The 23,374-nt window shown below is 56.8% G+C and carries 16 protein-coding genes and 2 pseudogenes; 4 read left to right on the plus strand and 14 right to left on the minus strand.

What is annotated here, in order from left to right:
* Positions 1-113: 113 nt before the first annotated feature.
* From CK227_RS15665 to CK227_RS15690, 5 genes and pseudogenes are all read right to left on the minus strand, one after another.
* Positions 114-705, minus strand: a pseudogene (locus tag CK227_RS15665) (3-keto-5-aminohexanoate cleavage protein); the annotation flags it as partial.
* A gap of 982 nt (positions 706-1,687) precedes the next feature.
* Complete coding sequence (locus CK227_RS15675) at positions 1,688-2,872, minus strand: M20 aminoacylase family protein (protein ID WP_095776020.1); 1,185 nt, start codon at positions 2,870-2,872, stop codon at positions 1,688-1,690.
* A 40-nt stretch (positions 2,873-2,912) separates the two neighbouring features.
* A complete protein-coding gene (locus CK227_RS15680) occupies positions 2,913-4,103 on the minus strand; it encodes a glycine C-acetyltransferase (protein WP_095776021.1) in 1,191 nt (396 codons plus the stop codon).
* Positions 4,104-4,198: 95 nt separating this feature from the next.
* Positions 4,199-5,158, minus strand: coding sequence for an aminotransferase class IV (locus CK227_RS15685; RefSeq protein ID WP_245318394.1), 960 nt, complete (start codon positions 5,156-5,158; stop codon positions 4,199-4,201).
* 305 nt (positions 5,159-5,463) lie between these two features.
* Entirely contained in the window at positions 5,464-5,919 is a 456-nt protein-coding gene (locus CK227_RS15690) for an Lrp/AsnC family transcriptional regulator (protein ID WP_095775992.1), read from the minus strand.
* Between the two features lie 484 nt (positions 5,920-6,403).
* On the opposite strand from CK227_RS15690, the pseudogene CK227_RS37285 reads away from it, so the two are divergent.
* Positions 6,404-6,631: pseudogene (locus CK227_RS37285) on the plus strand (alanine racemase C-terminal domain-containing protein); the annotation flags it as partial.
* Positions 6,632-8,000: 1,369 nt separating this feature from the next.
* Here CK227_RS37285 and CK227_RS15705 read toward each other — a convergent pair.
* On the minus strand, positions 8,001-8,909 hold the full coding sequence (locus tag CK227_RS15705; protein WP_095775994.1) for a dihydrodipicolinate synthase family protein: 909 nt from the start codon (positions 8,907-8,909) through the stop codon (positions 8,001-8,003).
* A 163-nt stretch (positions 8,910-9,072) separates the two neighbouring features.
* Here CK227_RS15705 and CK227_RS15710 point away from each other — a divergent pair, with 163 nt between their 5' ends.
* On the plus strand, positions 9,073-9,780 hold the full coding sequence (locus tag CK227_RS15710; protein WP_245318395.1) for a GntR family transcriptional regulator: 708 nt from the start codon (positions 9,073-9,075) through the stop codon (positions 9,778-9,780).
* A 72-nt stretch (positions 9,781-9,852) separates the two neighbouring features.
* On the opposite strand, the gene CK227_RS15715 is transcribed toward CK227_RS15710, so the two are convergent.
* The 5 genes from CK227_RS15715 to CK227_RS15735 all read right to left on the minus strand — a co-directional run bounded on the left by CK227_RS15715 (position 9,853) and on the right by CK227_RS15735 (position 16,249).
* Positions 9,853-10,695, minus strand: a complete 843-nt coding sequence (locus tag CK227_RS15715; RefSeq protein ID WP_095775995.1) for an ABC transporter permease — start codon at positions 10,693-10,695, stop codon at positions 9,853-9,855.
* 11 nt (positions 10,696-10,706) lie between these two features.
* Positions 10,707-11,651 carry an ABC transporter permease gene (locus tag CK227_RS15720; protein ID WP_095775996.1) on the minus strand — a complete coding sequence of 315 codons (945 nt, stop codon included), beginning with the start codon at positions 11,649-11,651 and terminating at the stop codon, positions 10,707-10,709.
* Between the two features lie 28 nt (positions 11,652-11,679).
* Positions 11,680-13,275, minus strand: a complete 1,596-nt coding sequence (locus CK227_RS15725) for an ABC transporter substrate-binding protein (RefSeq protein ID WP_095804194.1) — start codon at positions 13,273-13,275, stop codon at positions 11,680-11,682.
* A gap of 36 nt (positions 13,276-13,311) precedes the next feature.
* Entirely contained in the window at positions 13,312-15,162 is a 1,851-nt protein-coding gene (locus CK227_RS15730) for an ABC transporter ATP-binding protein (RefSeq protein WP_095776023.1), read from the minus strand.
* A gap of 70 nt (positions 15,163-15,232) precedes the next feature.
* On the minus strand, positions 15,233-16,249 hold the full coding sequence (locus CK227_RS15735; RefSeq protein WP_095776024.1) for a dipeptidase: 1,017 nt from the start codon (positions 16,247-16,249) through the stop codon (positions 15,233-15,235).
* Between the two features lie 143 nt (positions 16,250-16,392).
* Here CK227_RS15735 and CK227_RS15740 point away from each other — a divergent pair, with 143 nt between their 5' ends.
* Positions 16,393-17,646, plus strand: a complete 1,254-nt coding sequence (locus CK227_RS15740) for an FAD-binding oxidoreductase (RefSeq protein WP_142886645.1) — start codon at positions 16,393-16,395, stop codon at positions 17,644-17,646.
* Between the two features lie 947 nt (positions 17,647-18,593).
* On the opposite strand, the gene CK227_RS15745 is transcribed toward CK227_RS15740, so the two are convergent.
* Positions 18,594-19,094 carry a Mov34/MPN/PAD-1 family protein gene (locus CK227_RS15745; protein ID WP_179296583.1) on the minus strand — a complete coding sequence of 167 codons (501 nt, stop codon included), beginning with the start codon at positions 19,092-19,094 and terminating at the stop codon, positions 18,594-18,596.
* A complete protein-coding gene (locus CK227_RS15750) occupies positions 19,091-20,785 on the minus strand; it encodes a ThiF family adenylyltransferase (RefSeq protein ID WP_245318397.1) in 1,695 nt (564 codons plus the stop codon). The genes CK227_RS15745 and CK227_RS15750 overlap by 4 nt, the downstream gene beginning before the upstream one ends.
* 357 nt (positions 20,786-21,142) lie before the next feature.
* Between CK227_RS15750 and CK227_RS15755 the strand changes: the two genes are divergently transcribed.
* The gene (locus CK227_RS15755) at positions 21,143-21,481 is read left to right on the plus strand and encodes a helix-turn-helix transcriptional regulator (RefSeq protein ID WP_095776000.1); all 339 of its coding nucleotides are present in this window, start codon (positions 21,143-21,145) and stop codon (positions 21,479-21,481) included.
* A gap of 675 nt (positions 21,482-22,156) precedes the next feature.
* On the opposite strand, the gene CK227_RS15760 is transcribed toward CK227_RS15755, so the two are convergent.
* Positions 22,157-23,347 carry a serine hydrolase gene (locus CK227_RS15760; protein WP_095776001.1) on the minus strand — a complete coding sequence of 397 codons (1,191 nt, stop codon included), beginning with the start codon at positions 23,345-23,347 and terminating at the stop codon, positions 22,157-22,159.
* Positions 23,348-23,374: the final 27 nt, after the last annotated feature.

The raw sequence follows: 23,374 nt of genomic DNA on the forward strand, positions 1-23,374 counted from the left end.
AGTGATTTCGCATCTCGATCGTACCAATTTTGAAACGCGCGCGGCATAATTCACCTCTGACTGAGGCAGTCTTACCAAAAGTCTATCGGTCGATCTGAATGGCGGTGAGCGTCACGGCCGAATGCGCAGACGCTCCAATGGAAAGACATGTGCGGCGAGAAAGGGCAAAAGATTTGCAGGCGTCGAGATCTGTCCGACGGTGTAGTGTCCTCGCACCTAGAGGACAGGCACATCATCGAATTTCAACAGACCACGTCGGCGATATTCGGCTAGGCGGATCGCCTCCGCAGGCTCATAGAGATGATCTGCGGCAGCGCTTCTTCCCGCCGCATCCAGGCAAGCAGGTCCGCGAAGGCAGTTGGATGGGGTTCACGCAGCACAAGCGACGGGGTGTGCGGGCGCACAGCCTTCACGACGGCAAGCTGTTCGGCGGGCGAGTAGATACCTACTGCCTCGCTGGTGATCTTGATCATTATTCTATCCGCCACCTCGGCGCGGGATCGCGGCAATCGCGGATCGATAGGCATTGGCATCCAGCAGATGCGTACCATCCAAATTGCGGATGTGGACATGAATCATCGACGCGCCTGCTTCCAGGCATTCGCAGGCGGCGCGCGCCAGTTCCGGATGATCTTGTTTCGTACGGCCGCCTCCATTTGGGGCCACGGCGATTGTTGTCTCCTGCACACGCCTCCTTCGATCCATCTGACCACCCTCGCGACATGGCGCTGCGATGCGCCAGCAGGCGCGACAGGGGGGGCTGCGAGCGGCAGCGATGACACGGGTTGGCCAAACTCGGCTTTGATGGTTACGAAGACATTCGGTCGGTCTATCGCGCTGCGGTTCGAGGCGACGCACCGCGGGGACGTATTGGCGAGCAGGCGCGGCACCAGAAGCTGAAGGGCGACCAGTTTCTCGCAGGCGAAATGCTGATGACCTTCAGCAAACAGGCGGCCTCACTTGCAGAGCCGGATTCGCTTACGCTTGCCAACGCTAGCGCGCATTTCAGCGGCGCGAGGTCTATTGCCTCGGCCTGCCCTCCAGCCTTGCCGCGGCTTGGCACCCGGACTACATCCTCTCGCTTATCGGAAAACGTTCGACGCTACTGGGCGGGATCGGCGGAACCGGGGCCAATCCGATTGGCCGTGCCGGACCGCAGGATGTGCTGATGGCAGTGAGCGTCCTTCCCTATACGCGCGCACTATCGAGATCGCTGGCTATCCCGAGGACGCAGAGTTTGCCCGGTCGCCATCAGCGGAAATTGTGGCGCGTTAGTTGCCGGGCAGGGCGGCGACGAGAAACCGACAGCGCCGTCGCGCCTCAGGTGCAGTCCGCCGACATACCCCTAATTGTTCAGACCGACAGTCCTTCCTTTTCCACAGCATGGTGCCGGCTTTTGCGACATCGCATTCGGCGCTGCGCGAATTCGACGAACCCGTTCCAGCTCTCGGAACAGCATCTCGATAGGCCTTAGTCATCTCCACTTCTTGAACTGAAGTGCCGTTACATAATCGTTTTTCATTCGCCGCCCCATAGGGAAGTCGAGAATTGGTTACTCCTTCCTCGAACTGTCGTGGGGTTGTCAAAGACGGTGTTAAGAGCTCCAGGCCGGCCACTACAGGGGCGCCAGAGCGCTTTTCAGGATAGCTCGTGGACCTACCCCAATACTAAGGCATCAGTGGTGATTTCACCCGGCCTCCATTCCAGACCCCAAGACGGTCTCGACCAGTTGTACCCAGTAGCCGATGCCATAGGGTAAAGCCTCGTCATCGAAATCGAATGCCGGACTATGACACGCAGCGGTTAGCCCATTGCCAAGGAAAATGTAAGCGCCGGGTCGCGCCTCGAGCATATATGCGAAATCCTCCGCCCCCATGCTGGGTTTCACCTTCTCATCAACGGATTCAGCCCCGACGAGACTGCGCGCCGCGCGGATTGCCAGATCTGTTTCCTCAATCGAGTTGAAGGTCGCCGGGACCGATCGGAGATATCTGAACTCAATTTCTGCGCCGAACCCCCGCGCAATAGCCTGGGCAGAAGCCAAAATCTCTTGCTCGGCGAAATCCCGCAGGCTGGATGCAGAGGTCCTGACGGTCCCGCCGATCTCGACTTGATCGGGAATGATATTGTAGGCCTGTGCGGCATTTAGCTTTGTGACAGAGATGACCAGCGACGCCAAGGGGTCGGTCTTGCGCGATACCAGGGTCTGCAGGCCAAGAATGATCTGGGCCGCAATAACAACGGGATCAATCGTACTTGATGGGTCGGCCGCATGACCACCCCGACCCTTGACGATGATATCGAAGTCGTCCTGGGAGCCCATAATCGAACCGTGACGGATGCCGAATTTACCGACCTCAATGCCCGGGGCGATATGCATGCCAAAAACGTGCGAGATTCCGAAGCGCTCCATGATCCCTTCCTGGACCATTTTAAAAGCGCCCGTTGGGAATGATGGCTCCTCAGCCGGCTGGAAGATCAAGGCGACGGAGCCATTAAAGTTGCGTGACCTCGCAAGATGTTTTGCAGCACCCAGCAGCATTGCCGTATGACCGTCGTGGCCGCACGCGTGCATTACGCCAGAGGTTTTCGATGCCCAAGGTTTATTTGAGGTCTCGACGATTGGAAGGGCGTCCATGTCTGCTCTCAACCCGATCGTCGGCCCATCGCCACCTTCCCCCTGAATCACTGCAACGACGCCAGTTCCCGCAATTCCCGTTTCGATGTGGTTTATGCCAAAGGAAGCAAGCTTTTCAGCAACGAACCTTGCAGTGTTGTACTCCTGGAAGTCCAACTCCGGATTCTCGTGAAGATAACGGCGCCAATCGGTGGCCTCGCCTTGCAGTTCCCTAAAAATGTCAATGTCTCTCATATTCCATAGACCCTTTTTGTCCGTTTCGAATCCAACGATCTCAAGCAACGATGCCTAGATTTCGGCCGATCTTAACAAACGCTTCGACCGCGAGATCGATGTCCTCCGTGGAATGCGCAGCCGACATCTGGGTGCGAATGCGTGCTTGATCTCTCGGCACGACTGGAAAGGAAAACGCCGTAACATAAATGCCCTGTAGCAGCATTTGACTAGCGATCTCCTGGGCCACACCTGCATCGCCCAATAACACGGGGATAATGGGGTGATGGTTGCCGAGCAACTTGAACCCTGCACTCGTCATTTTTGACCGAAATCGATCAGCATTGACGTAAAGTTTCTCGCGCAGTTTGTTGCTGTCCTGGACTATCTCGAAGACCTTCAGCGACGCCGCCGCGATCACCGGCGCCAGCGTATTGGAGAAGAGATACGGTCGCGAGCGCTGCCGCAGCCACTTGACGACCTCGGCCTTCGCCGACGTGTAGCCGCCCGAAGCGCCACCCAGCGCCTTGCCGAGCGTGCCCGTAATGATGTCGACCCGGCCCTCGACCCCGCAATGCTCGGCCGAGCCGCGTCCGTGTTTGCCGACGAAGCCGACGGCATGGCTATCATCAACCATGACCATCGCGCGGTATTTGTCGGCGAGATCGCAAACGCCCCCGAGATTGGCAATGATGCCGTCCATCGAGAAGACGCCGTCGGTGGCGATCAGCTTGAAGCGGCTGCCCTCCGCCTTCTTCAGTTCCTCCTCAAGCGCCGCCATGTCGTTGTTTGCATAGCGGAAGCGCTTGGCCTTGGAGAGACGCACGCCGTCGATGATCGAGGCATGGCTCAAGGCGTCGGAAATGATCGCGTCCTCCTCGGAGAGCAGCGTTTCGAACAGGCCGCTATTGGCGTCGAAGCAGGAGGAGTAGAGGATCGTGTCCTCCATGCCGAGGAAGGCGGAGATACACGCCTCGAGCTGCTTGTGCTCCTCCTGCGTCCCGCAGATGAAGCGCACCGATGCCATACCGTAGCCATAACGGTCGATTGCTGCCTTTGCGGCAGCGCAAATGTCATCGTCATCGGCAAGGCCAAGATAGTTATTGGCGCAGAAGTTTAGCACATCGCTTCCATCTGCCAGTCGCACCTTGGTAGATTGGCGAGAGATGATAATGCGTTCGGACCTGTAGAGCCCTGACGACTTAAGTCTCATCAGATCTTCATTTAGGTGTGCAACAAAAGAGTCGGTCATGGTCATCCAATTGGCGGAGCGATGGAAAAGTGAGACGAGCAGCACATCGTTATCGGCCGAACGAACCATTGTCGCATGGAACACGCTTGATCAGTTCACCGATAGTTTACGGCGGTAGACCATGCCGGATCCGAGTGCTTCTGCCAGTACAGATTCATCAGCTGACTTGTTAAACTGCCCACCTTACCGTTACCGATGACGGTATGGTCGATGCGCGTTACCGGCATGATACCTCCGGCCGTCGAGGTGATGAACACCTCATCCGCTTGAAGCAGTTCCTCACGAGCCAAGTCTGCTGCTTCAACAGCTAGGCCGGATTCTTGGCACAGGTCGAAGACCGTCTGACGCGTGATGCCCGGCAGTACTCCGAACGCGGGGGTTTTCAGCTGACTTTCCTTCACGGTGAACACATTGAAACCAGGGCCCTCGGCGATGTTACCGTTGGTGTCCATAATCAAGGCTGTTTCCGCGCCGAAGTCGTAGGCGTCAAAAAGTCCCTTCACCAGATCGAGCCAATGGTAATTCTTGACGGCAGGATCTACCGAGCTAGGCGGGATGCGGACAGTGTCGCTCACAGCTATATGAAGACCACGTTTCAACTGCTCACTGTTGGCGACGGAACCGTACGGTACTGCAAATGCAATAAAGCGGTTCTCAGCCTCCCTCGGGTCGCGACTGAAAGTGGAGGATCCGCCGCGGGTGCATATCATTTCGACATATGCTGACTTGTGCCCCGACAAAGCGACGCAATTAGCCAAAATCCCTTCGATTTCTTCGCGGCTATACGCAAGCCTCATCCGCAGACGCTCCATGCCCCTGAAGAAGCGATCGAGATGGAGGTTGAGCCTGAAGAAACGACCGTCCCACACGTGCACCGTATCATAGGTCGCGTCAGAGTGAAGGAAGCCCCAATCAAGGACTGAAACCTTTGCTTCTGACATGGGCAGATATTGTCCGTCCATGAAGGCAATGCCGTGAGGATAATTGCGAGAATCCTGGTGACGCGATTTGACTGCTGGAAAGTCTTCGTGCGATCCAAACGTTGCAATTGTCATGTTTTCTTTCTCCTGCTGCGCCAGGGTATTGGCCTACCCCGCGCATTGTCGATCGATGCCCACTCGTGTGCACGTGCTGCCTGGCTTAGCGGCCTGCTCCCCAAATGCCGCCTACCAGACGCTGCTTATGCAGATGACGAGCTGGGCAGCTCTTTGGGTTGTCAGCGGCAGTTCGACACAACGCCGTCTACGTATGATTCATCGCAGGAAATTTTGGGCAGGAGCGGTCAAACTCGTGCGATAAACGCAACAAAAGCTTCATAAAAAGCGCTCGGATGGCAAACACAGTCAGGCGAAGAAAAAGGTCATACCAAAACGCGGGTTTCGAACTTCACACGATCAAGTGTGATCATGCTTTTAAATTTGCGTACGTTCGCATTGGTATATAGCTTGGTCTTCACAAATACGTCGAACGCTTCCACATCTTCCACCGCAACAATCAGTACAAAATCCGCATCTCCGGTCACCATATAACACTGGGTGACTTCCTTTGCGGCCCGCATGGCGCGCTTGAAGTCATCGACGAGATCTAGCCGCTCCCGGTCGAGCTCTACGTTCACAACAACCGTGAGCGACTTTCCCAGAGTTTTCGGATTTACCAGGGCGACGTCGGCAATTATCACGCCATCTGCACGCAGCTTGTTGATTCGACGCATACAGGACGCGGCGGACGAGCCAACAACATCCGCCAGTTCAGCAAACGAGAGTCGATTGTTTACCTGAAGTGCGGCGACGAGGCGCCGATCGAGATCGTCCAGCATCTATCTCTGTATCTCCTGTGTGGACCCGGGTACCCATAAAATTTTTTACGCGAACGACGATGTCGAATGCTAATGCTTTCAACAATCGGACGCCAGATACGTTTCATTCTGCACCCACAGATGAAATAGACGTTTCAAGCCGCCGGTTTATTCGAAAGCGAATAGGGAGAATTTAAAAGTAGGAGCGACAATGCTGGGCGTAGCGACTTTTTCTGAGGCCACTTCGACGTTTCAAATTCGAGCGCTGTTTGGTGAAATCATTTCAACTCAGACTACAGTCTGACGTCAATGATCGTGTCCCAAGTATCTTAAGTTTTAATGGTGCGACTACCACCGAAGTTCGGTCGGAAGGTCACAGTTGAGTTTTGCCGACCGAAGACAGGTGCGCCGTGCGTTGCCTGACTTCCTAACGTTGTCATGCTCGATGGAAATGCCTCGAGGTCGCCTTGGTCCTAGCCCGCAAGGTCCCCGCCGTGCGCCCAAAATCGGTTACGGCGGCGCTCACGTTGCAGAAAAACAAACCCGCCTGGCGACGATCGCAGCAGGCAATGCCTATGGACTGCCAAGGAACCTGAGTGGGCGCGGTGCAGTCTATTACAACTGAACACGACTGCCGATCGTCGGCCGCGTCTCGATGGACAGCATCACCGTGGACGTCAGTGTATTGCCGGAGGGAACGTTGACCTTGGGCAGTCTCGTCGAGGTGCTTGGCCGCATCATTCCAACCGGTGTCGGTGATCGAGATGGTTTCGGTAATCTCAAAGCCCATCCACGCCGGCCGCTCAGACGGGTCGAACGACACTTTGCCCGTCGGCTCGTTGGGGATGACGTTTCAGGTTGAGCCAGACTAAGCGCTATCAGCCGAGCTGCAACGTCGAGTTTCGGGAGTGAGCGAACCATCTCCATAATTGCATCGCGATGCGCCTTTGCTCGTGCTGCCGTGCCTTGAGCCCTTGAGCGCCACGATGATCAAGTGATCAAGTGGATGAAGTGCGACATCGGGGGTTGCGATCCGGAGCCTGTTGCCCTTCATATCCAGCACAAGCAGCTCGGCCGGCGCATGACAGACAGGCTCGCAGACCAGCACCTTATCGTGCGTGTACTGCCACAACTCTTCGCAGGACCACCGACGCCCACGGATCTGGAACGCGCCTTGGATCACAGTGCGCTCGACACGGCGCGCTACAGCCGCGCGGACCTCATCCCGGCTCATGGTCATCGCTGACCAGCCGGCAGCAACGCGCTGTTGAAAAGTGGTGTTGGGCGAATGCCCCTTGAGGCCGCTCCGCTTTCCCGTAGGCATGCTGTGATACGCCAGGAGGCGATCAAACGGACTGTTGCGCCATACGGCAACTTCCGAGATTTCGTTCCGGCGTTCTTCGGTCTCCTGAAGGCCGTCGGGTCGCCAACACCCTGCCTGGATAGCTGAACGGCAAATCCGAGCTGATTGTGTTCTCGTCTGACATCCGCTTCACTGTAGCCGAGAACGAGCAGGCTCTCGCGAATGTCAGGAACTGCCCCGAGAGAATAGTACCACATGTCTAGCCGATTTTTGGGCTTACTCGGCTGGCCAGATATGCGGACACATTTTGCAGAGCTTAGGTTGTTCTTCGGGGTCTAGGACCGAGTCTAGACCAAGGCCAACATGGTCAATGCCGACCAATTGGACAACGTATTGTCGCACCAGCGTCTCCGGGGTGCAAACCTTGTCCTCGCGTATTGGTTTCATGTTGGACCAGCGATGGCTACACGTGGCGGCTCGATTTCGAGCTGGCGAAGGCTGTCGGCGTTGAATGAACCATATCTTGATCTCTGCACCTTCAGTTGCTGTCTTCCGAACGAGCGGCACTTGAGCGGACGTCATCCCCAACTGTTGTCTTTTGGGTAGCGGCAGGCCGGACGAGACTTGCACTTGTTTAACCACAGATGGCGGCTTGCTCGGCAACGCCCGCGAACACTGTTTGCTGCGGACCCAAGCTCCCGAGAATCAATGCGCTGGTCTGGCGCACGGATAACCCCAGCCCGTGGCGACTAGCCTTGCGCGATCATTGCGAGGCACCGGTTTTCTGACGATGCTAAAATCAGGCAGCTTTCTTCACCCGCTTGGCCAAAGTCTCGATTGCTAGCTGAATCGTCGATATGACGAATTCGCGCTCTTCGCCGACGAGCGGCAAGCGCGGTGCACGGGTCCATTCCGGCGCGCCGTAGACCAGGTTCTCGGCGAGCTTGATGTACTGAACCAGCTTAACGTGAGTGTCGAGATGAAAGGACGGCGTCAGGATACGGTAAAGCGCGCGCGCCTCTTCGTACTTGTTTTGGGCGCACAGGTTGAAGAGTTCGACGCATTCTGACGGCCAAACGTTGGTCATGCCCGACACCCAGCCGGTGACGCCAAGTGCGGAACTTTCGACGATCAGATCGTCCACGCCGCAGAAGACGCTGAAGCGGTCGCCAAGTTCGACGAACATGTCGGTGACGCGACGAATGTCACCGGTTTCCTCCTTGACGCAGACGATTTCCGGAGTGTCGCCGAGTTGCTTGAGAACGTTGACCGTGCAGTCTACGCCGTAGGCGATTGGATTATTGTAAATCATGATCGGCAGCGACGAAGCGCTGGCGATAGCCTTGTACCACTCGACCGTCTCGCGATCGTCGGTTTTGTAGCCGAGGCTTGGGAACACCATCAGGCCCTGGGCACCGAATGATTCATAGAGCTTGGCGTTGGACTTTGCACTTTCGAGTGTGATTTCAGCGAGCCCAGAGAGAACCGGAACACGACCGTCGACCACGTCGATCGCGCCGCGGATGATCTCTTCGCGATCCTTCAGTGACATCGAAGCGTTCTCACCAAGCATCGGAAGCACAATGACACCGGAAACGCCTGCCTTGACGAGGCGGTCAAGGCTATCCTTGGTCGCGCGAACGTCAATGTCGCCATCCCGCGTGAGCTTGGTCGTCACTGCAGGGAATACACCCGCCCACTTTGTCATGGTTCTCCATCCACTCGGTCCAACTGGATCCAATCTACACGGCTACAATTGCCATGTCTACCCTTTGATGTCACTCTTTTTTGGGGTATCTTCTCGAACGTCAATCATTCCGCAAAAAGCGAATGCGGGAGTTTCCAAATTGGCTTTTAGGATCCAACAAACGATGGACAATATGCTGGAACAGAAGAAGCAGCGCTCGAAATATCGCCTTCAGAGGCAAAGCCTACCGGAGGCGCTCTCAGAGTCTTTGCGGGAACGCATCCTCAGCGGCGAGTTCAAAGAAGGCGACCCACTGATACAAGAAGCGATCGCAGCTGAATACGAATGCAGCCGAATGCCAGTGCGCGAGGCGTTTCGCCAGTTGGAAGCTGCCGGATTGATTGTTTCCCAGATTCACAAGGGTGCAATAGTTTCGACATTGCCATCCGAACAGATCATGGAATTGTTCGAACTCCGGGCAACGCTGGAGTGCGATATCCTGAGCCGATCTCTGGAGCATCTCTCGGACCAAGACTTGGCTCACTCCGCGCAAATTCTTAAGCGACTTGAAGAGGCCTATCACAAGCGGGACATTGCCAAGGTAGGCGCATTGAACTGGGAGTATCACCGCAGTCTCTATCGGCCCGCGGGACGCGTTCAGACACTCGCCATCCTCCAAGGCATCAATGTCCAGATTGATCGATATATCAGGATTCAACTACTTTTGACTTCGGGCTTCGAAGAAGCAGAGCGCGAACATCGCCAAATTCTGAGCATGTGCAAAGGACGCGACCGTCAAGTCGTGGAGTTTATGCGAGAGCACATCATCCGCGCTGGTCATAACCTTCTGGAGGCGCTCAATAAACGCCGGGTCAGTGAAACTGCTGCCTAGCCGACCTGCCCGGAAGAAGAATAAGCGCCAAGTGACAAACTTGCTCCACAGACGTTGATTCAGCCGCGAAGCTCAATCAGGCAAGGCGAATCGCGGGTCGAGCATGTCTCGTGCACCATCGCCTATCAAATTGATCGCGAGCACGACAACAGCAATAAGTACGCTTGGATAGAGAATCATATGTGGGGCGATCAAGGCAAAGGACCGGCCCTCGGCAACGATGTTGCCCCAACTCGGATGCTCGGGTGGAACGCCAACGCCCACAAAGCTGAGGTAAGCCTCATAAAGGATCGCCACGCCGCAGATATAGGTGGCCTGCACTGCGATCGGCGCCAACGCGTTCGGCAGGATGTACCTGAACAGAATACGCAGCGGCCCAGCGCCGTAGGATCGAGCAGCCTCAACAAAAACTTGCTCACGTAGGGTCAGCGTCAAGCTTCGAGCCAGGCGCGCGACACCCGGCACTTCGGGGATCGCCAAAGCTACGATCACAGTCAAGATCCCGCCACCAAAGATCGTCGCCAAGGCAATCGCAAGCAGGATTCCCGGTATGGCCATCATGCCGTCCATGATCCGCATCAGGATCTTGTCCGAAAGTTGCCCGGCTCCGGCGACAAGGCCCAGTATCGTTCCAATCGTTGTCGCTAGAGCCGCTGTGGCCACCCCGATGACAAGCGAAATCTGCCCGCCGTAAAGCACACGCGCGAGAATGTCGCGCCCGAACATGTCGGTGCCCAGTAAATGACTATAGCTAGGCGGTTTTAGCCTTGCATCTGGGCTCATGGACAAGGGGTTAACGCTCGTCAGGATCGGCGCTAAAAAAGAGACCAGCAAAATCACAAGCATGAAAATTAAAGCCGCCACCAAAGGTGTTGGCAGGCGCTTCTTCTGTCGCAACGAAAGAGACATCGCCATGGCCTAACCTCCTAGCTATATTTAATGCGTGGGTCGATAAACAGGTATGACAGGTCTACCAGCAAATTTATCAGAACATACACAACAGAACTAAGTAGCAAGACGCCCTGGATTAGGGGGACATCCTTGTGTTGAATGGCGTCAACAAGGAGACGTCCAACCCCTGGGATGGCAAACACTGTCTCGGTGATCACCACGCCACCAAGCATGTAGGCAAACGACATTCCAACTATGGTGACAAGAGGCACGGCGATAAGCCTAAGGCAATGCCGCATGATAATCGTAAGTTCATCCAGGCCTTTCGCTCGCGCGACCCGAATGAAGTCCTGGCCAAGGACCTCGATCGCACTCGCTCTCGTGATCCGAGTGATAAGTGCGGTCTGCGCGAATCCCAACATAGTCGCCGGCAGAAGCACATGCCTCAAGACTTCCCATGCTCCGCTTTCGAGCCCGGGAAACCCTGAGATGGGCATCGATCCGAAGTGCACCCCGAACGCAAATATCAGCAAATACCCAATCAGGAAGGCAGGTATTGCCGTTCCAGCGATACCGAAGAACGAAACCAGTTGATCAGCGAGGCCTCCCCTCTTCCGGGCAGCCAGCAGTCCCAATGGCACCGCGATCATAACTGAGACCAGAGTTGCTGCGATTGCCAGAATGATTGTCGGTTCCACTCGCGAGAGAATGAGGCTCAATACTGGCTGTTCAGAAAAAATCGAATTTCCGAGATCGCCCCGCAAGACGTTGCCCAGCCAATGAAAGTACTGGGACAAAATTGGAGCGTCCAAGTGAAGCCGCTCTCGAATAGCGTCGATCTGAGCGGGCGACGCGTAGTCGCCCGCCAGCACAACCGCGGCATCTCCAGGACTCAAATAAGTCAGCCCGAATACAACAGCGGTTACCACCCCCATCACCGGGATGATGGAAAGCATTCTGGTGATGAGATATCTGATCATAACAAACTCACGGCCACAGATCGACGCTCTACTTGCTCTTACGCCGGATGTTCCAGAAATACATTTCGGCCGTCTCAGGGTTAAACCCTTCGAGCTCGGCTCTGTAGACGACCGCCCCGGTATTCTCTCCTGTCATGATGAACGGCAGGTAGACCGACGCACGCGCCTGCAGTTCGCCGGCGATCTTCTTTTTTTCGTTCTGGTCCGCTGCGCTAATGAATGCCGCCCGCAAGTCCTCGATCTGCTTGTCGCAAGGCCAACCGAACCAAGCCTTGTCGCAGTTAGAGGCGAGCATCAGATGTGTCAGCGGAGAGGAGGCTGGCTGGCCTTCCATGATGTTGGGGAAGAGGTTCCAGCCGCCTTCCGAAGCCGGCGCCTTGGAGGTACGGCGCGACGTGAGCGTTGACCAGTCCATTGCCTGAAGGTCGACCTGCGCGCCGGCCTTTCTCAGTTGCTGCCCCAAATACAGCGCCCTTGCATGGGCTTCAGACCAATCAGTCGGGTCGAGAATGACGATCGGCTCTCCATCGTAACCGGCTTCTTTGAGGAGTTCTTTCGCCTTGTCTAAATCGGCTGCCCCTCGATGGCCCTTATAAGCTGACTCGTCTCCATACGTCCCCTTGCAAGTCAAATAAGCATAGCAGGTCTGCCAGAATTCCTGGTCACCGACCGCCGCGCGGCTGATCTCTGTCTGGTCAATCAGATAGGTAAGCGCCTCACGTGCTTTATTGTTATCGAACGGAGGCACTACGTGATTAATCACGACCAGACCCTGGTTCAAAAACCCTTTCGCTACAACGAGATCGGGATTACCCCGCAAAGCCAGAGCGTTATCCAGCGGAGGAGCTGCCCAGATATCTTGCTGTCCAGTCAGCATCTCCGCCATTGCGGTGTTGGCATCCGGCACGTAAGCCATTTCAATTTTGTCAAACGTTGCCTCCTTCCTGCCGGCAAAGAAGCTCGGCGGATCGGTCCTGGGGATGTAATTGGGATTTTTGGTATAGGTGCGCGTTTGCCCTGGTTTCCATGATGAAATATCGAACTGATAAGGCCCAGATCCGGTGGTATCGGTGAGTTGGTCTGTTGGCGGCAGGGAAGCAATTCGCTTCGGCATGATGAAAGCAGGGTTTCCCGTGATACCGGCAAGCGCAGCGGGGACGTCGAACGGCTGGTTCAGCTCAATGCGAAATGTCAGATCATCGACTTTCGTAATCTCCTTGAGCCTGGCAGCCAGTAATTGCCCAGTCTGGTCGCGGGAGGCCCAACGCTTCAGCGACTGGATAACGTCCTCAGTCGTAATTGAGCCTCCGTCGGAGAATTTCAGACCTTTCCGAAGCGCGATCGTATAGCTTTTTTTGTCGGCACTGATGTCGACTTTATCCGCAAGCTGGGGACGGGCGACGCCGTCCTTGTCAAACTCAAACAATTTGTCATAGATCAGATAGGCATGAACCAAAGTTGTGCCCGACGTTGTTACAATGGGATCGATGGTTTTTAGATCTCCGTCGGCGATGACGCGGAGCGTGTCTGCCATGGCTGTGCTGGCGAAAAAGATCCCTGCAAATATCGACGAAAGCATTGCCTTCTTAGCCATGCTCTTGCTACTGTTGGTGCTTCTCTTCATTTTAGTTCCCCTTTTATCTGGCCGTTCACAACGACGTCAGGCAGCGACGGCTGGCGCTTCCTTCTTGTCCCATTCCGGGTCCCAGATCATGACGGTGTGGCCGGGCGAGACCTCGCGATACTGCCGCACGGGCGGGACATAGTTTGTGGATCGTACCGGGCTTTTGATTTCGTCATTGATGAGCGGACGCTTATGTAGGCGCCGTGCCGGATCGGCGATCGGCACTGCTGCGAGCAGCCGTTTCGTGTACGGATGCTGCGGATTCTGGAAAATCGCTTCGCGCGGGCCGATCTCAACGATCTCTCCGAGATACATCACAGCGACGCGGTGGCTGACGCGCTCGACAACCGCCATGTCATGCGAGATGAAAAGATAGGCGAGCCCCATACGGGCCTGCAGATCCAACATCAGATTGACGACCTGGGCCTTGATGGAAACATCGAGCGCCGAGACTGCCTCGTCTGCCACTATGAGCCGGGGCTCAAGCGCAAGCGCACGCGCAATGCAGATGCGCTGGCGTTGCCCTCCCGAGAATTCATGCGGAAAGCGGTTGACCATGTCGGGCGAAAGACCAACCTGCTGCAGGAGGTCGACGACCTTGTCGCGTGCTTCCGAGCGGCTGGCGAGATTATTGATCAGCAGCGGTTCGATTACCGCCGTGCCGACATTCATGCGCGGATTGAGTGATGCGAACGGATCCTGGAAGATCATCTGCATGCGATTACGCTTCTTGCGCAATTCATGTTGGTTAAGATTGAGAAGATCGACGCCGTCGAGCAAAATCGAACCCGAGAGCGGCTCGGTCAATCGCATCACCGTGCGGCCGGTCGTCGACTTACCACAGCCTGACTCGCCGACCAGCGCCAAGGTTTCGCCGCTCTTGACGCTGAAAGATACATTCTCAACCGCGTAGACGCGCCCCTTGACCGAAGAAAACAGACCCGAACGAATCTCGAAGCGTTTGGTCAAGCCGGCGACCTCCAGCACTGGGCGCTCGGTCTCCTTGATGGTGTCCGGCACCTCCGCCGGCACGTCGGATTGGCCAGTCCCACGGTCGACAACCGGGAAGCGCATCGGCCGCTTATGACCTTCCATCGAGCCGAGTTTCGGAACGGCCGAAAGCAGCGATCGCGTATAGGGGTGTTCGGGGCTGGTGAAGATCGCCTCAGTGGCCGCGGCCTCGACCACTTGGCCGTTATACATGACCACAGTGCGGTCGGCGATCTCGGCGACGACGCCCATGTCGTGCGTGATGAAGAGGACTGACATGCCCTCCTCGTCCTGCAACTCCTTGATCAGCTCCAGGATCTGCGCCTGTATCGTCACGTCAAGCGCCGTCGTCGGCTCGTCAGCGATCAACAGCTTCGGCTGACAGGCTAGCGCCATCGCAATCATCACGCGTTGACGCATGCCGCCCGAGAAGCGGTCTGGATATTCATGTAAGCGCGCCTTCGCGGCGGGGATGCGCACCTTCTCCAGGAGTCGTATCGTCTCCGCCTCAGCCTCGGATCGTGACAGGCCACGATGCAGGATCAGCGCCTCGGCGATCTGAAAGCCAATGGTCAGCACCGGGTTCAGTGAAGTCATCGGTTCCTGGAAGATCATGGCAATTTCATTGCCGCGGATACGGCGCATTTCGGCATCCGGCAGCGTGAGCAGTTCCTTCCCCTCGAGCTTGATTGATCCTTTGACCTCGCTCGCGCGCTCGGAGTTTAGCCGCATTATCGAGAGCGCAGTCACGCTCTTGCCGGATCCGGATTCGCCAACGACAGCGACAGTCTCCCTCGCGCCGATCTCGAACGACACGTCATTCACAACGGGATTCCAGCGGCCTCCCGCCCGGAAAGAGGTGACCAAATGAGATACTGAAAGGATGGAAGGAGTCATCTGCTGTTCGGGCACCGCAAGAAGTTTAGGTCCCGGCCTCCGAAAATCTTCCAGGTTGAAAGCCACAAGGTCACCCTCCCCAGACTTCCCGGAAGACACGCAGCCAGTTCAGTCCCAATATCTTGCGGATGTCGTCCTCATTGTACCCGCGTCGGATAAGCCCCTCCGTCATTCCGAGGAACATCTCGGGCGTTTCAATTTCGGGCGGGTTGTAATGGGGTGGGCGTGGGTAGGCGTCCGGGCTCCAAGCCCCCCCGCTGATAGCGTGCTCCCACTGGCTGATCACTGTATCGAGGTCGGAGAACGGAAGAGTCCCCCACCAGTAATCGAGTCCCAGGCCGACGTGGTCGATGCCGATAAGCGAGACGAAATGATCGATATGCGCTATCAGATCGTCAAGCGACGGACGCGCCGCGGCACCGTTGGCAGGCACAACGAACTGCGGGACAGCGGTGACGCCGACAAGCCCTCCCGTGGCCGCCGCAGCCTTGGCTTGATCGTCTTTGATATTTCGTTTGCTAGGAAAGACGGCGGCAGAATTGGAGTGCGAGAATACCGCAGGTCTTGTCGTCAGCGACAACGCATCCATCGTCGTCTTGTAGCCAGTATGGGTGCAGTCGACGATAACTCTGTTCTCATTCAGCCTCTGCACGAGAGCCCTGCCAAACCTACTAAGCCCCCCGTCGATCTCTTCTTCGCATCCGTCTCCGACGTAATCTTTCCTGTTGTAAGTCAACTGAACGATCCGGACGCCAAGCGCTTGGAAAGCCTCTACGAGGTTAAGATCTGTCTCGAAGGGTCCCGTGCCCTGAAAATGGAACAGGATTCCGATCTGACCATCGCGCTTGGCAGCTTCGATGTCAGATGCTTTCTGCACCAGCTTGAGATCTTTTCTAGACCGTATGAAGTGCAACCAGCTGCCGATCGTCTTAAGGGCAGTTGCGGGCGTGTCGGTATTCCCCGCAACGGTCGGAGCCACGCAGGTAGCACCGCCCACTTTATATGAGTCCACGTATTGCTTCTTATCGAGAAGCGGGGCTACGGCATCGATTATGACCGCATCGCGGTGAATTCTTTCGGCGTCCAAGCCATTCCTCCCAAAAGTGCGCAAGCCGGCCATCAGGGCATCTGAATCAAACCACTTGGATCCAGAATTGTCAAGGCATTGTAGATTGGATACAGTTGCCAACGTTTCACATTTCGGGAAAGAGAGCAAATTAGATGGCTAGGATGAGCGTCATTGTCATCGGCGCCGGCATTGTCGGATTGAGTGTCGCCTACGAGGCGCTACAAAGCGGAGCGGCTGTAACAATAATCGATCGCGACCCTGAGGGTGACAAAGCGTCATTCGGCAACGCCGGCGGCATCGCCGTAACCGAAGTGATACCCTTATCCGTCCCAGGATTGTGGAAGAAAGTGCCCTTCTGGGTTCTGGATCCGCTCGGCCCACTAGCGATCCGGGTTAGACATGCGCCTCATCTATTGCCGTGGCTTTGGGGTTTCGCAAAAGTTGGCACCCCATCCGAAGTGCGACGGATTTCTGGGGCGCTCGCGTCGATCAACAGCCACGTCTATGACGATCTCGTGCCGCTCTTCAACAAGGTCGGCCTTGCGAACGACCTGTATCGTAACGGGGCGCTGACGGTATACGAAAGCGAGAGCGGGCTGAGACGCGACCAGCCCGAGTGGGACGCAAAGCGTTCGCTGGGCATTGAGGCTCAAGAGCTGTCGGGATCGCAAGTCAGAGGCATGGAACCAGCGCTCGGTCCTATAGTGAAAAATGGGGTGTTCATGCCCCAATGGTCGCATGTCTCGGATCCGAAAAAGGTTGTGGATGTTTTGCGAAATTGGCTTGCCGCAAACGGCGTGCAAATCATGAGAGGCCAGGTTGACCGCGTAGATCCAACAACCGACGGTGCGGAAATCACGCTAAACGGCGGAAGGACGCTGAGTGCCGCAAAGATCGTCATCGCGGCAGGTGCATGGTCGGCACAACTTGCCAATCGTTTGGGGGACCACGTACTTCTTGAGAGCGAGCGTGGGTACAACACGACGATCCCCTCTCCCGGCATCTCCCTTGAACGCGAAGTGATATTCGCAGACCGGAAATTGGTGGCAACGCCGCTTTCGATCGGTTTGCGGATCGGCGGGGCGGCCGAGTTCGGTGGTTTGAAGGCTGCACCGAACTTCAAGCGCTCGAAAGCCCTCACGACGCTCGCCAAGCTCTATCTTCCGGGCATCAAGGAAGAGGGAGGCGTGGAGTGGAGTGGTCACCGGCCTGCCACGCCAGATAGCCTGCCAGTCATAGGCCTGTCTGGTCCGAGCCGGCATATCCTTTATGCGTTCGGTCACGGTCATCTTGGACTGACTCTAGGTCCAACAACCGGCAAAATCGTCGGAGACCTCCTGCTTGGACGACAGCCATGCCTTGATGCGGCGCCTTTCTCAGTCGCCCGATTCTCTCAAAAAGGGAGGCGTCTATGACTAGCCGGCGTTGAACTCAGCCTCGTGTCCACGTGAAGAAAGCTGTCCCGGGTCGTATGGCTGATTCCGCCATCTATGCTGAAAACGGTTCCCCACTGTGCCGTCCAGAATTATCTGTCTCTGTCCGGAATTAAGCCGAGCTTAGTAGATCGTGTGCGGTATAGTGCGCGCCTGGCCAAACCTGTCGAGCTGCGGCGTGGCCGACGTGTCTCACGCTAGGCGGCGTCGCACACTGGTCCCGATCTCGTTGATCAATCCCGATGGCGCCACCAGCCCGCCATCGTGAAGCAGCCGGGAAACTCCACCTTCCGGCGGTCCAAAGAACGGTATCGGATCAAAACGGTCGAGGCTCTAATCGCCGCTGGACGAATGTTCAGTGGCAGGTCAGAATCGGTAATCCTACCCTCAGTCAGAAAACTCTCCTGTTTCAATCGCATAGGCCACCCACCAGTGACCCTGGTAAACCCCGTGAAATGCCGAATAATATGGACATCATACCGTTCTCGGCGATGAGCGAGTTTACCAACTAGGGTACAATATCTTGCGTGAACTCAAATACTTGATGCCAATCCAGAATAAGCCGTTATTCAAGCCGTTGGTAAACTCGTTCGCAGGGGCGGAAACCCCTACCCTCAGCCCAGAAAAATAGTCTGCTTTCAATTTCATAGGCCACCCAGCAGCGACCCATAATTACGGACTCCTAAACCCTGTAAAATGCCAATATTTCCGGACATCACATCTCCATCACAATTAGACAACTTTCGAAGCACCAATGGTGAACATAGAAACGCGCGCTGGCACGTTTTGACGTCGATCTCCGGGAAAAGTTCTTGGAGTGGCCATCCCTGCTGTGCCGCGATAAGACTTTGCCGCCTTTGTTGAGGTGGTCAATCCTCCCATCCGGCCCTGATAGTCAGCGTAGAATGCTAACACCCGTGCAGATCAGATCACTGCTCCGAATCTTCGAAATACGACGGCCAAGCTTCTGGCGGGTCTAACAATCGTATCGTTTCCAGATTGGGCGATAACCGTCTCCAGAAACTTGACCGCGAGCCCAACCACCCGTTGATCGTCCAGGTGCTTCCGCCTCCAGCCGCGATCATCATGAGCGGGGACTTCACTCGTCGTGCGATCTTCGAGAGCGTTCTGCAATCCAGGTCACTCATAGAGGCAACGCCGTCAGGGTGAGTGTGCCAATCTCCTAAGTAGTCCAGGTCGCCAGAAGAGCCTTCGAACGCCTCTCGAATATGGATCATCTGCCAAGCGTGATCCGGAAGAAATGCATGGCGTCCATGCAGCGCTTTGGGGCCCGAACCTAACAAGCCCGTAACGATTCTGTCGGCGCCGTCGCGCCAGCCGAGCAGAACGCCCCCGGTCTCGACGGGATAGTAGCGGATGCCGAGCTTTTGAATCTTACCCAAGACAGGACGCGACAACCAGATCGTCATCGAGGGCAGCAACCGGTGCAGCGGGCGTGCGGCTCCAAATGTCCCGATACCCATGTAGGAAGGCAGCGACGTTCGCCTTCGACCAACTTCAACGAAGCCCAGTCCCAGTCACCCGGATCATATGCCGAGGGCGCCAGCAGTCCGATCCCGCTTCGAACCACCTCGAGCGAAACTTCCTGCAGATCGAATGAACCACCGGTAAATGTAGGCGCGTTGCATCCAACAGGGAGCACTGTGGCCGTTGGATTCTGTGGGGGAAGATCGATGCTCTTGTCATTCCAATGTTCATTCAGGCAGACCCAGCAGGCCTCGAGATCCGGCCGCAAACGAACGACGATTCCGCCCGCAACGCCTTCGGTTGCATACCCTACGACCAGGGGTTTACCGAGGGCGCGGCATTCATGCGCAATTGAGGCTTGGCACTCGGTCGAAGCGGTCGCATCGATTATGAGATCGGCTTCCTCGACTAGTTGCCTGAACTGGCAACGCGGACTGCGGTCTGCTTTTCGGGCATCTTCAATCCTGGTCGTCGCTGCGCCTAGGCGATTGAATATTGGCTGGACATTGGTCGAAGGGTAGTTCTGCAGCAGAACCTCACGAAGAGCAGCGACTTTCGGAACACCCCAATAGGCCCTTCCCAACGGCCACCGCACGCTGTTGCCAGGCTCGACAATGTCATGATCGACGATGGTCAATTTGCCGACGCCGGCGCGAGCAAACTCCATTGCCGCGAAACTTCCGATTGCTCCACATCCAATGAGAAGGATTTTCTTACCGCGAAGCGCCGCTGCAGCCGGCACGCGCGAGAACATGTTCTCCGAAATGCCGAAACCGCGAACCAATGTAACCGACCGCTTACCCTTCCCCATCGAACGGTTGGCAAGAAATAGCCATCCATCCCCTCGCCTATGTGGTCCATAGTCGACCTCTTCGTCAAATAGGATAGCGGTCAGAGCCAAATCTACTTCGCCCAATTGCTTAAGCTTCCACACCGACTGATTGAGCACCGGCTGCTTAGCAATTTCGGTCTCAGCGGCTGCCCAAAGCTCCTCAGGGCTTCGTGGTAAGGGTCTCTTTAAGCGAACCCACCGGCCGACCACACTCTGCCACGCACCGACCCATCCGGGTTCAAATGGAGGCGCAAACCAAGACCCGCTGACAGGTTTAGCGCAATGCATAATCGCTTCGAAATTGTTGATCGCGCCATTTTTGCCACGCGGATTGACTGAAAACTCCGCAATGCCACAGCTCTGGTTCGGAACCTTGGTTAGCTCTGAGAAAAACACCGCCGAAATAGGTTCGGCATCGTGCCCGTAATAGGCCGCGAGAGGATCGGGCGCCTGCTCTTCGAGTTGTGCTGCGTCACTCCAGTTCTCATCCTCGCGTAGCTTAATGACGCGCAGAATCTTGTTCAGTTGCTCGTCGATGAGATCCGCGACCCGCTGATGTGGGTGCCATTGACAGCCATCGGCAATTAGCAGGCACAATCCCCCATCGAAGGGATGTTGATGACGAGGTAGCCGAAGATCGCTGGAGGAGACTACAGGCCTACAAAAGGGATGAAGCGAAGAATAGCCGACCTGAAGAGTGATGTGCTTGTCGTTCAGAGGCCAAACGACCTCAAGGATCAGCAATCCATGCCGCTCGTTCAGCGTTTTGACGGTTGCTCCTTTGGCCTTGAACGCAGCCATCTCTGCTTCATGCAGAGATGGCCAACACTTCCACCAATCGGTTTCCCCGAGCGCATTTGACACCATTACGGTCGTTGGCCGACCGGGCGATGCGAAGGGGGGTTCGACGGGATCGGCGGACCGTCAGGGCCACCCGGTGTATGACTCGGAGGTCCCTTCGGGACGTCAGGGTGTTGCGGGTGACTGGGATGTGCCGGATGGTCCGGCTTATTTTCGTTAGACATGTATACCTCATTGACGGGAACCAGACTCTCGGTTCGGAGTTCCGGTACTGACAGGTGGGTAGCCGATGTTCGTAGTTCAAGAACAAAACTTCTTGTTTCGGCGGCCAAACATGCTCGATCGGACGGTGTCCCTATGCCTTCAACGCTAGGCCGCAAAGTGCATTCGCTCCGCCGTCAAAAGGGCCTTACGCTTGAGCAGTTGGCGCACGCGACCGGCAGCAGCAAAAGCTATATGTGGGAGATTGAGAACAAGCCCGTAGCACGTCCCTCGGCCGAGAAATTGACGCGCGTCGCTGCAGTTTTGGGTGTTACACCGGAGTTTCTCCTCAATGAGGAAGAGCGCGACCCAACTGTCAGCGAACTCGACATTGCGTTCTTTCGAAAATATCAGGCGGCTGATCCCGCTCTTAAAGCTAAGCTCAAGCGCATTCTCGACGTCCTTGACAACGATGAGGAGCGCCATGACGGCTGATCTTAGTGATCGTCACTGCGGCAGGTTGGCTCGCTCCCATCCTGGCGCATGGAGTGTCCGAAAATCCGGCGACTTCGCCGATCTCGGCGCGCGTCGCCGTGGACAAGACCCCTGCAGCGCCTGGCAGCCGCCGGGGAGCTGCGCCGGATCGACCGAGGCCTCTATGACCGGCCGCGCACGAACCCCCTGACTCAAAGGCGAGCTTGGCGGCAGACAGGTAGTCATCCGCCAAGAGGAAAATGCCGTACGGAGTGGCTCCGGCCGATTCAGGAATCATCGTCACACGCTTTCTGCATTGGTGCACCGGGCCTCCGCTCATCATACTGCGGCCGGTCTGGCGCCGCGAAAAGAACTGAACGGGCGAAACCGGCCCCTCGGGAGGCGATCCGCGGTAGCATTCGGCTTGTATCGTTGCGTTTCACCCGTTCCATATAGGACATGGACGAAGCTTGGGTCGGGGCGTTCAACGCAAACTCCATCAGCAACGCAAGGCAAATTCCGACGTAACCTGGCGCGATCTTTTGGAGGTGGTTTACAGACGCCCGCATAGTCCGTCAGCCGCGCCAGCACGAACTGGCCATAGCCGACCGCATCGGCGTCTCCGATCTCTCACGCTCCGCGTCTGGACGATCCCGGCCAGCCGGCTGCGGACCCGAACAGGGAATAGCCCGCTCGCTACGACGACAGCGCCCCTCGGATAGCCCTGACCGCCGCCAGCGCTGTCCGCAGCCGCGCCGTGCTGACGAATTCCGGCCAGCTCGACAGGACAACCGCCGCGAAATCCGCCACCGGATCGATGTAGATCAGTTGGCCGAAGACCCCGCGGGCCATATAGACGCCGCGTGCGGTATCCTCGATCCAGAACTGGTTGTGATATGCGCCGGCGGGCAGAACCTCTTGATAGATGCCGCCGAAGAGTCTCGGATCAGCACCGAACCGTGTCCCGGCAATCCACTCGGTCGGCACGATACGCCGGCCGTCGATCTCGCCGCCGCGAAGATGCAGCAGGGCGAGACGTCCATAGTCGCGAAGAGTCGCATTGAACCCGCCGTCACCCAGAGCATAGCCGGCAGCGTCCACGGTGAAATAGGCGTCTTCCTCCGCACCCATCGGCGCCCACAGTTCACGGCTGACGAGTTCTGCAAGCGGGGTAGCGGCGGCGCGCTGTAGAACGAACGACAGGACATCCGTCTCGATCGAGCGGTATCGGAACGAGGTACCGTGCGGGCACTCCAGATCCTTCAAAGACAGGATCAAGTTCCAGACATCTGTCGGCCAGTTCGGGTTCCGACGATCTTTCCAGCCGCTGGCGGCGTCCAACTGTGCCATGTGGGAATCGAGCGCGGTATAGGTCTCGTCGAAGGCCACGCCGCTGGTCATGTCGAGCACGTGCTGGACGGTCGCGCCGCGATAGGCCGTCGCCTCCAGCTCTGGCAGATAGTGCGTCAGGGACGCGGCCGGGTCGACCACTCCGCGTGCGATCAGGATGCCCGCCACGGTGCCGACGACCGACTTGGCGACCGATTGCGACAGGTGCTGGGTATGCGGTGTCATGCCGTTCAGGTAGCGCTCGGTGACGATCTTGCCGCCATGGAGCACCAGGAGGCCATCGGCATAGCTCGTCTCGAGGAAGCTGCCAATGGTATAGGCCTGCCCCTCCGCCGCGAAGGGAATGGCGTCGATATCCCGCAGATCGGCCGGCAGCAGGCTTGCCGGCCCTGCTCCGCGCCAGACCTGCGTGGTCGGCAGCAGGTCCCGGACATGCTGGAAGGTCCAGCGGTTCCAGGGCGCGCGGTCCCAGTCTTGCCTTGGAATGAGAGAATGGCCGGGTGCAGTCGGATCACGGAATGGCGGAATACTGCTCATGCATGCTCTCGTTTGCGGTTTGGAATG

Origin of the sequence: Mesorhizobium sp. WSM4308 (assembly GCF_002294905.1) — a bacterium.
Taxonomy (GTDB): domain Bacteria; phylum Pseudomonadota; class Alphaproteobacteria; order Rhizobiales; family Rhizobiaceae; genus Mesorhizobium.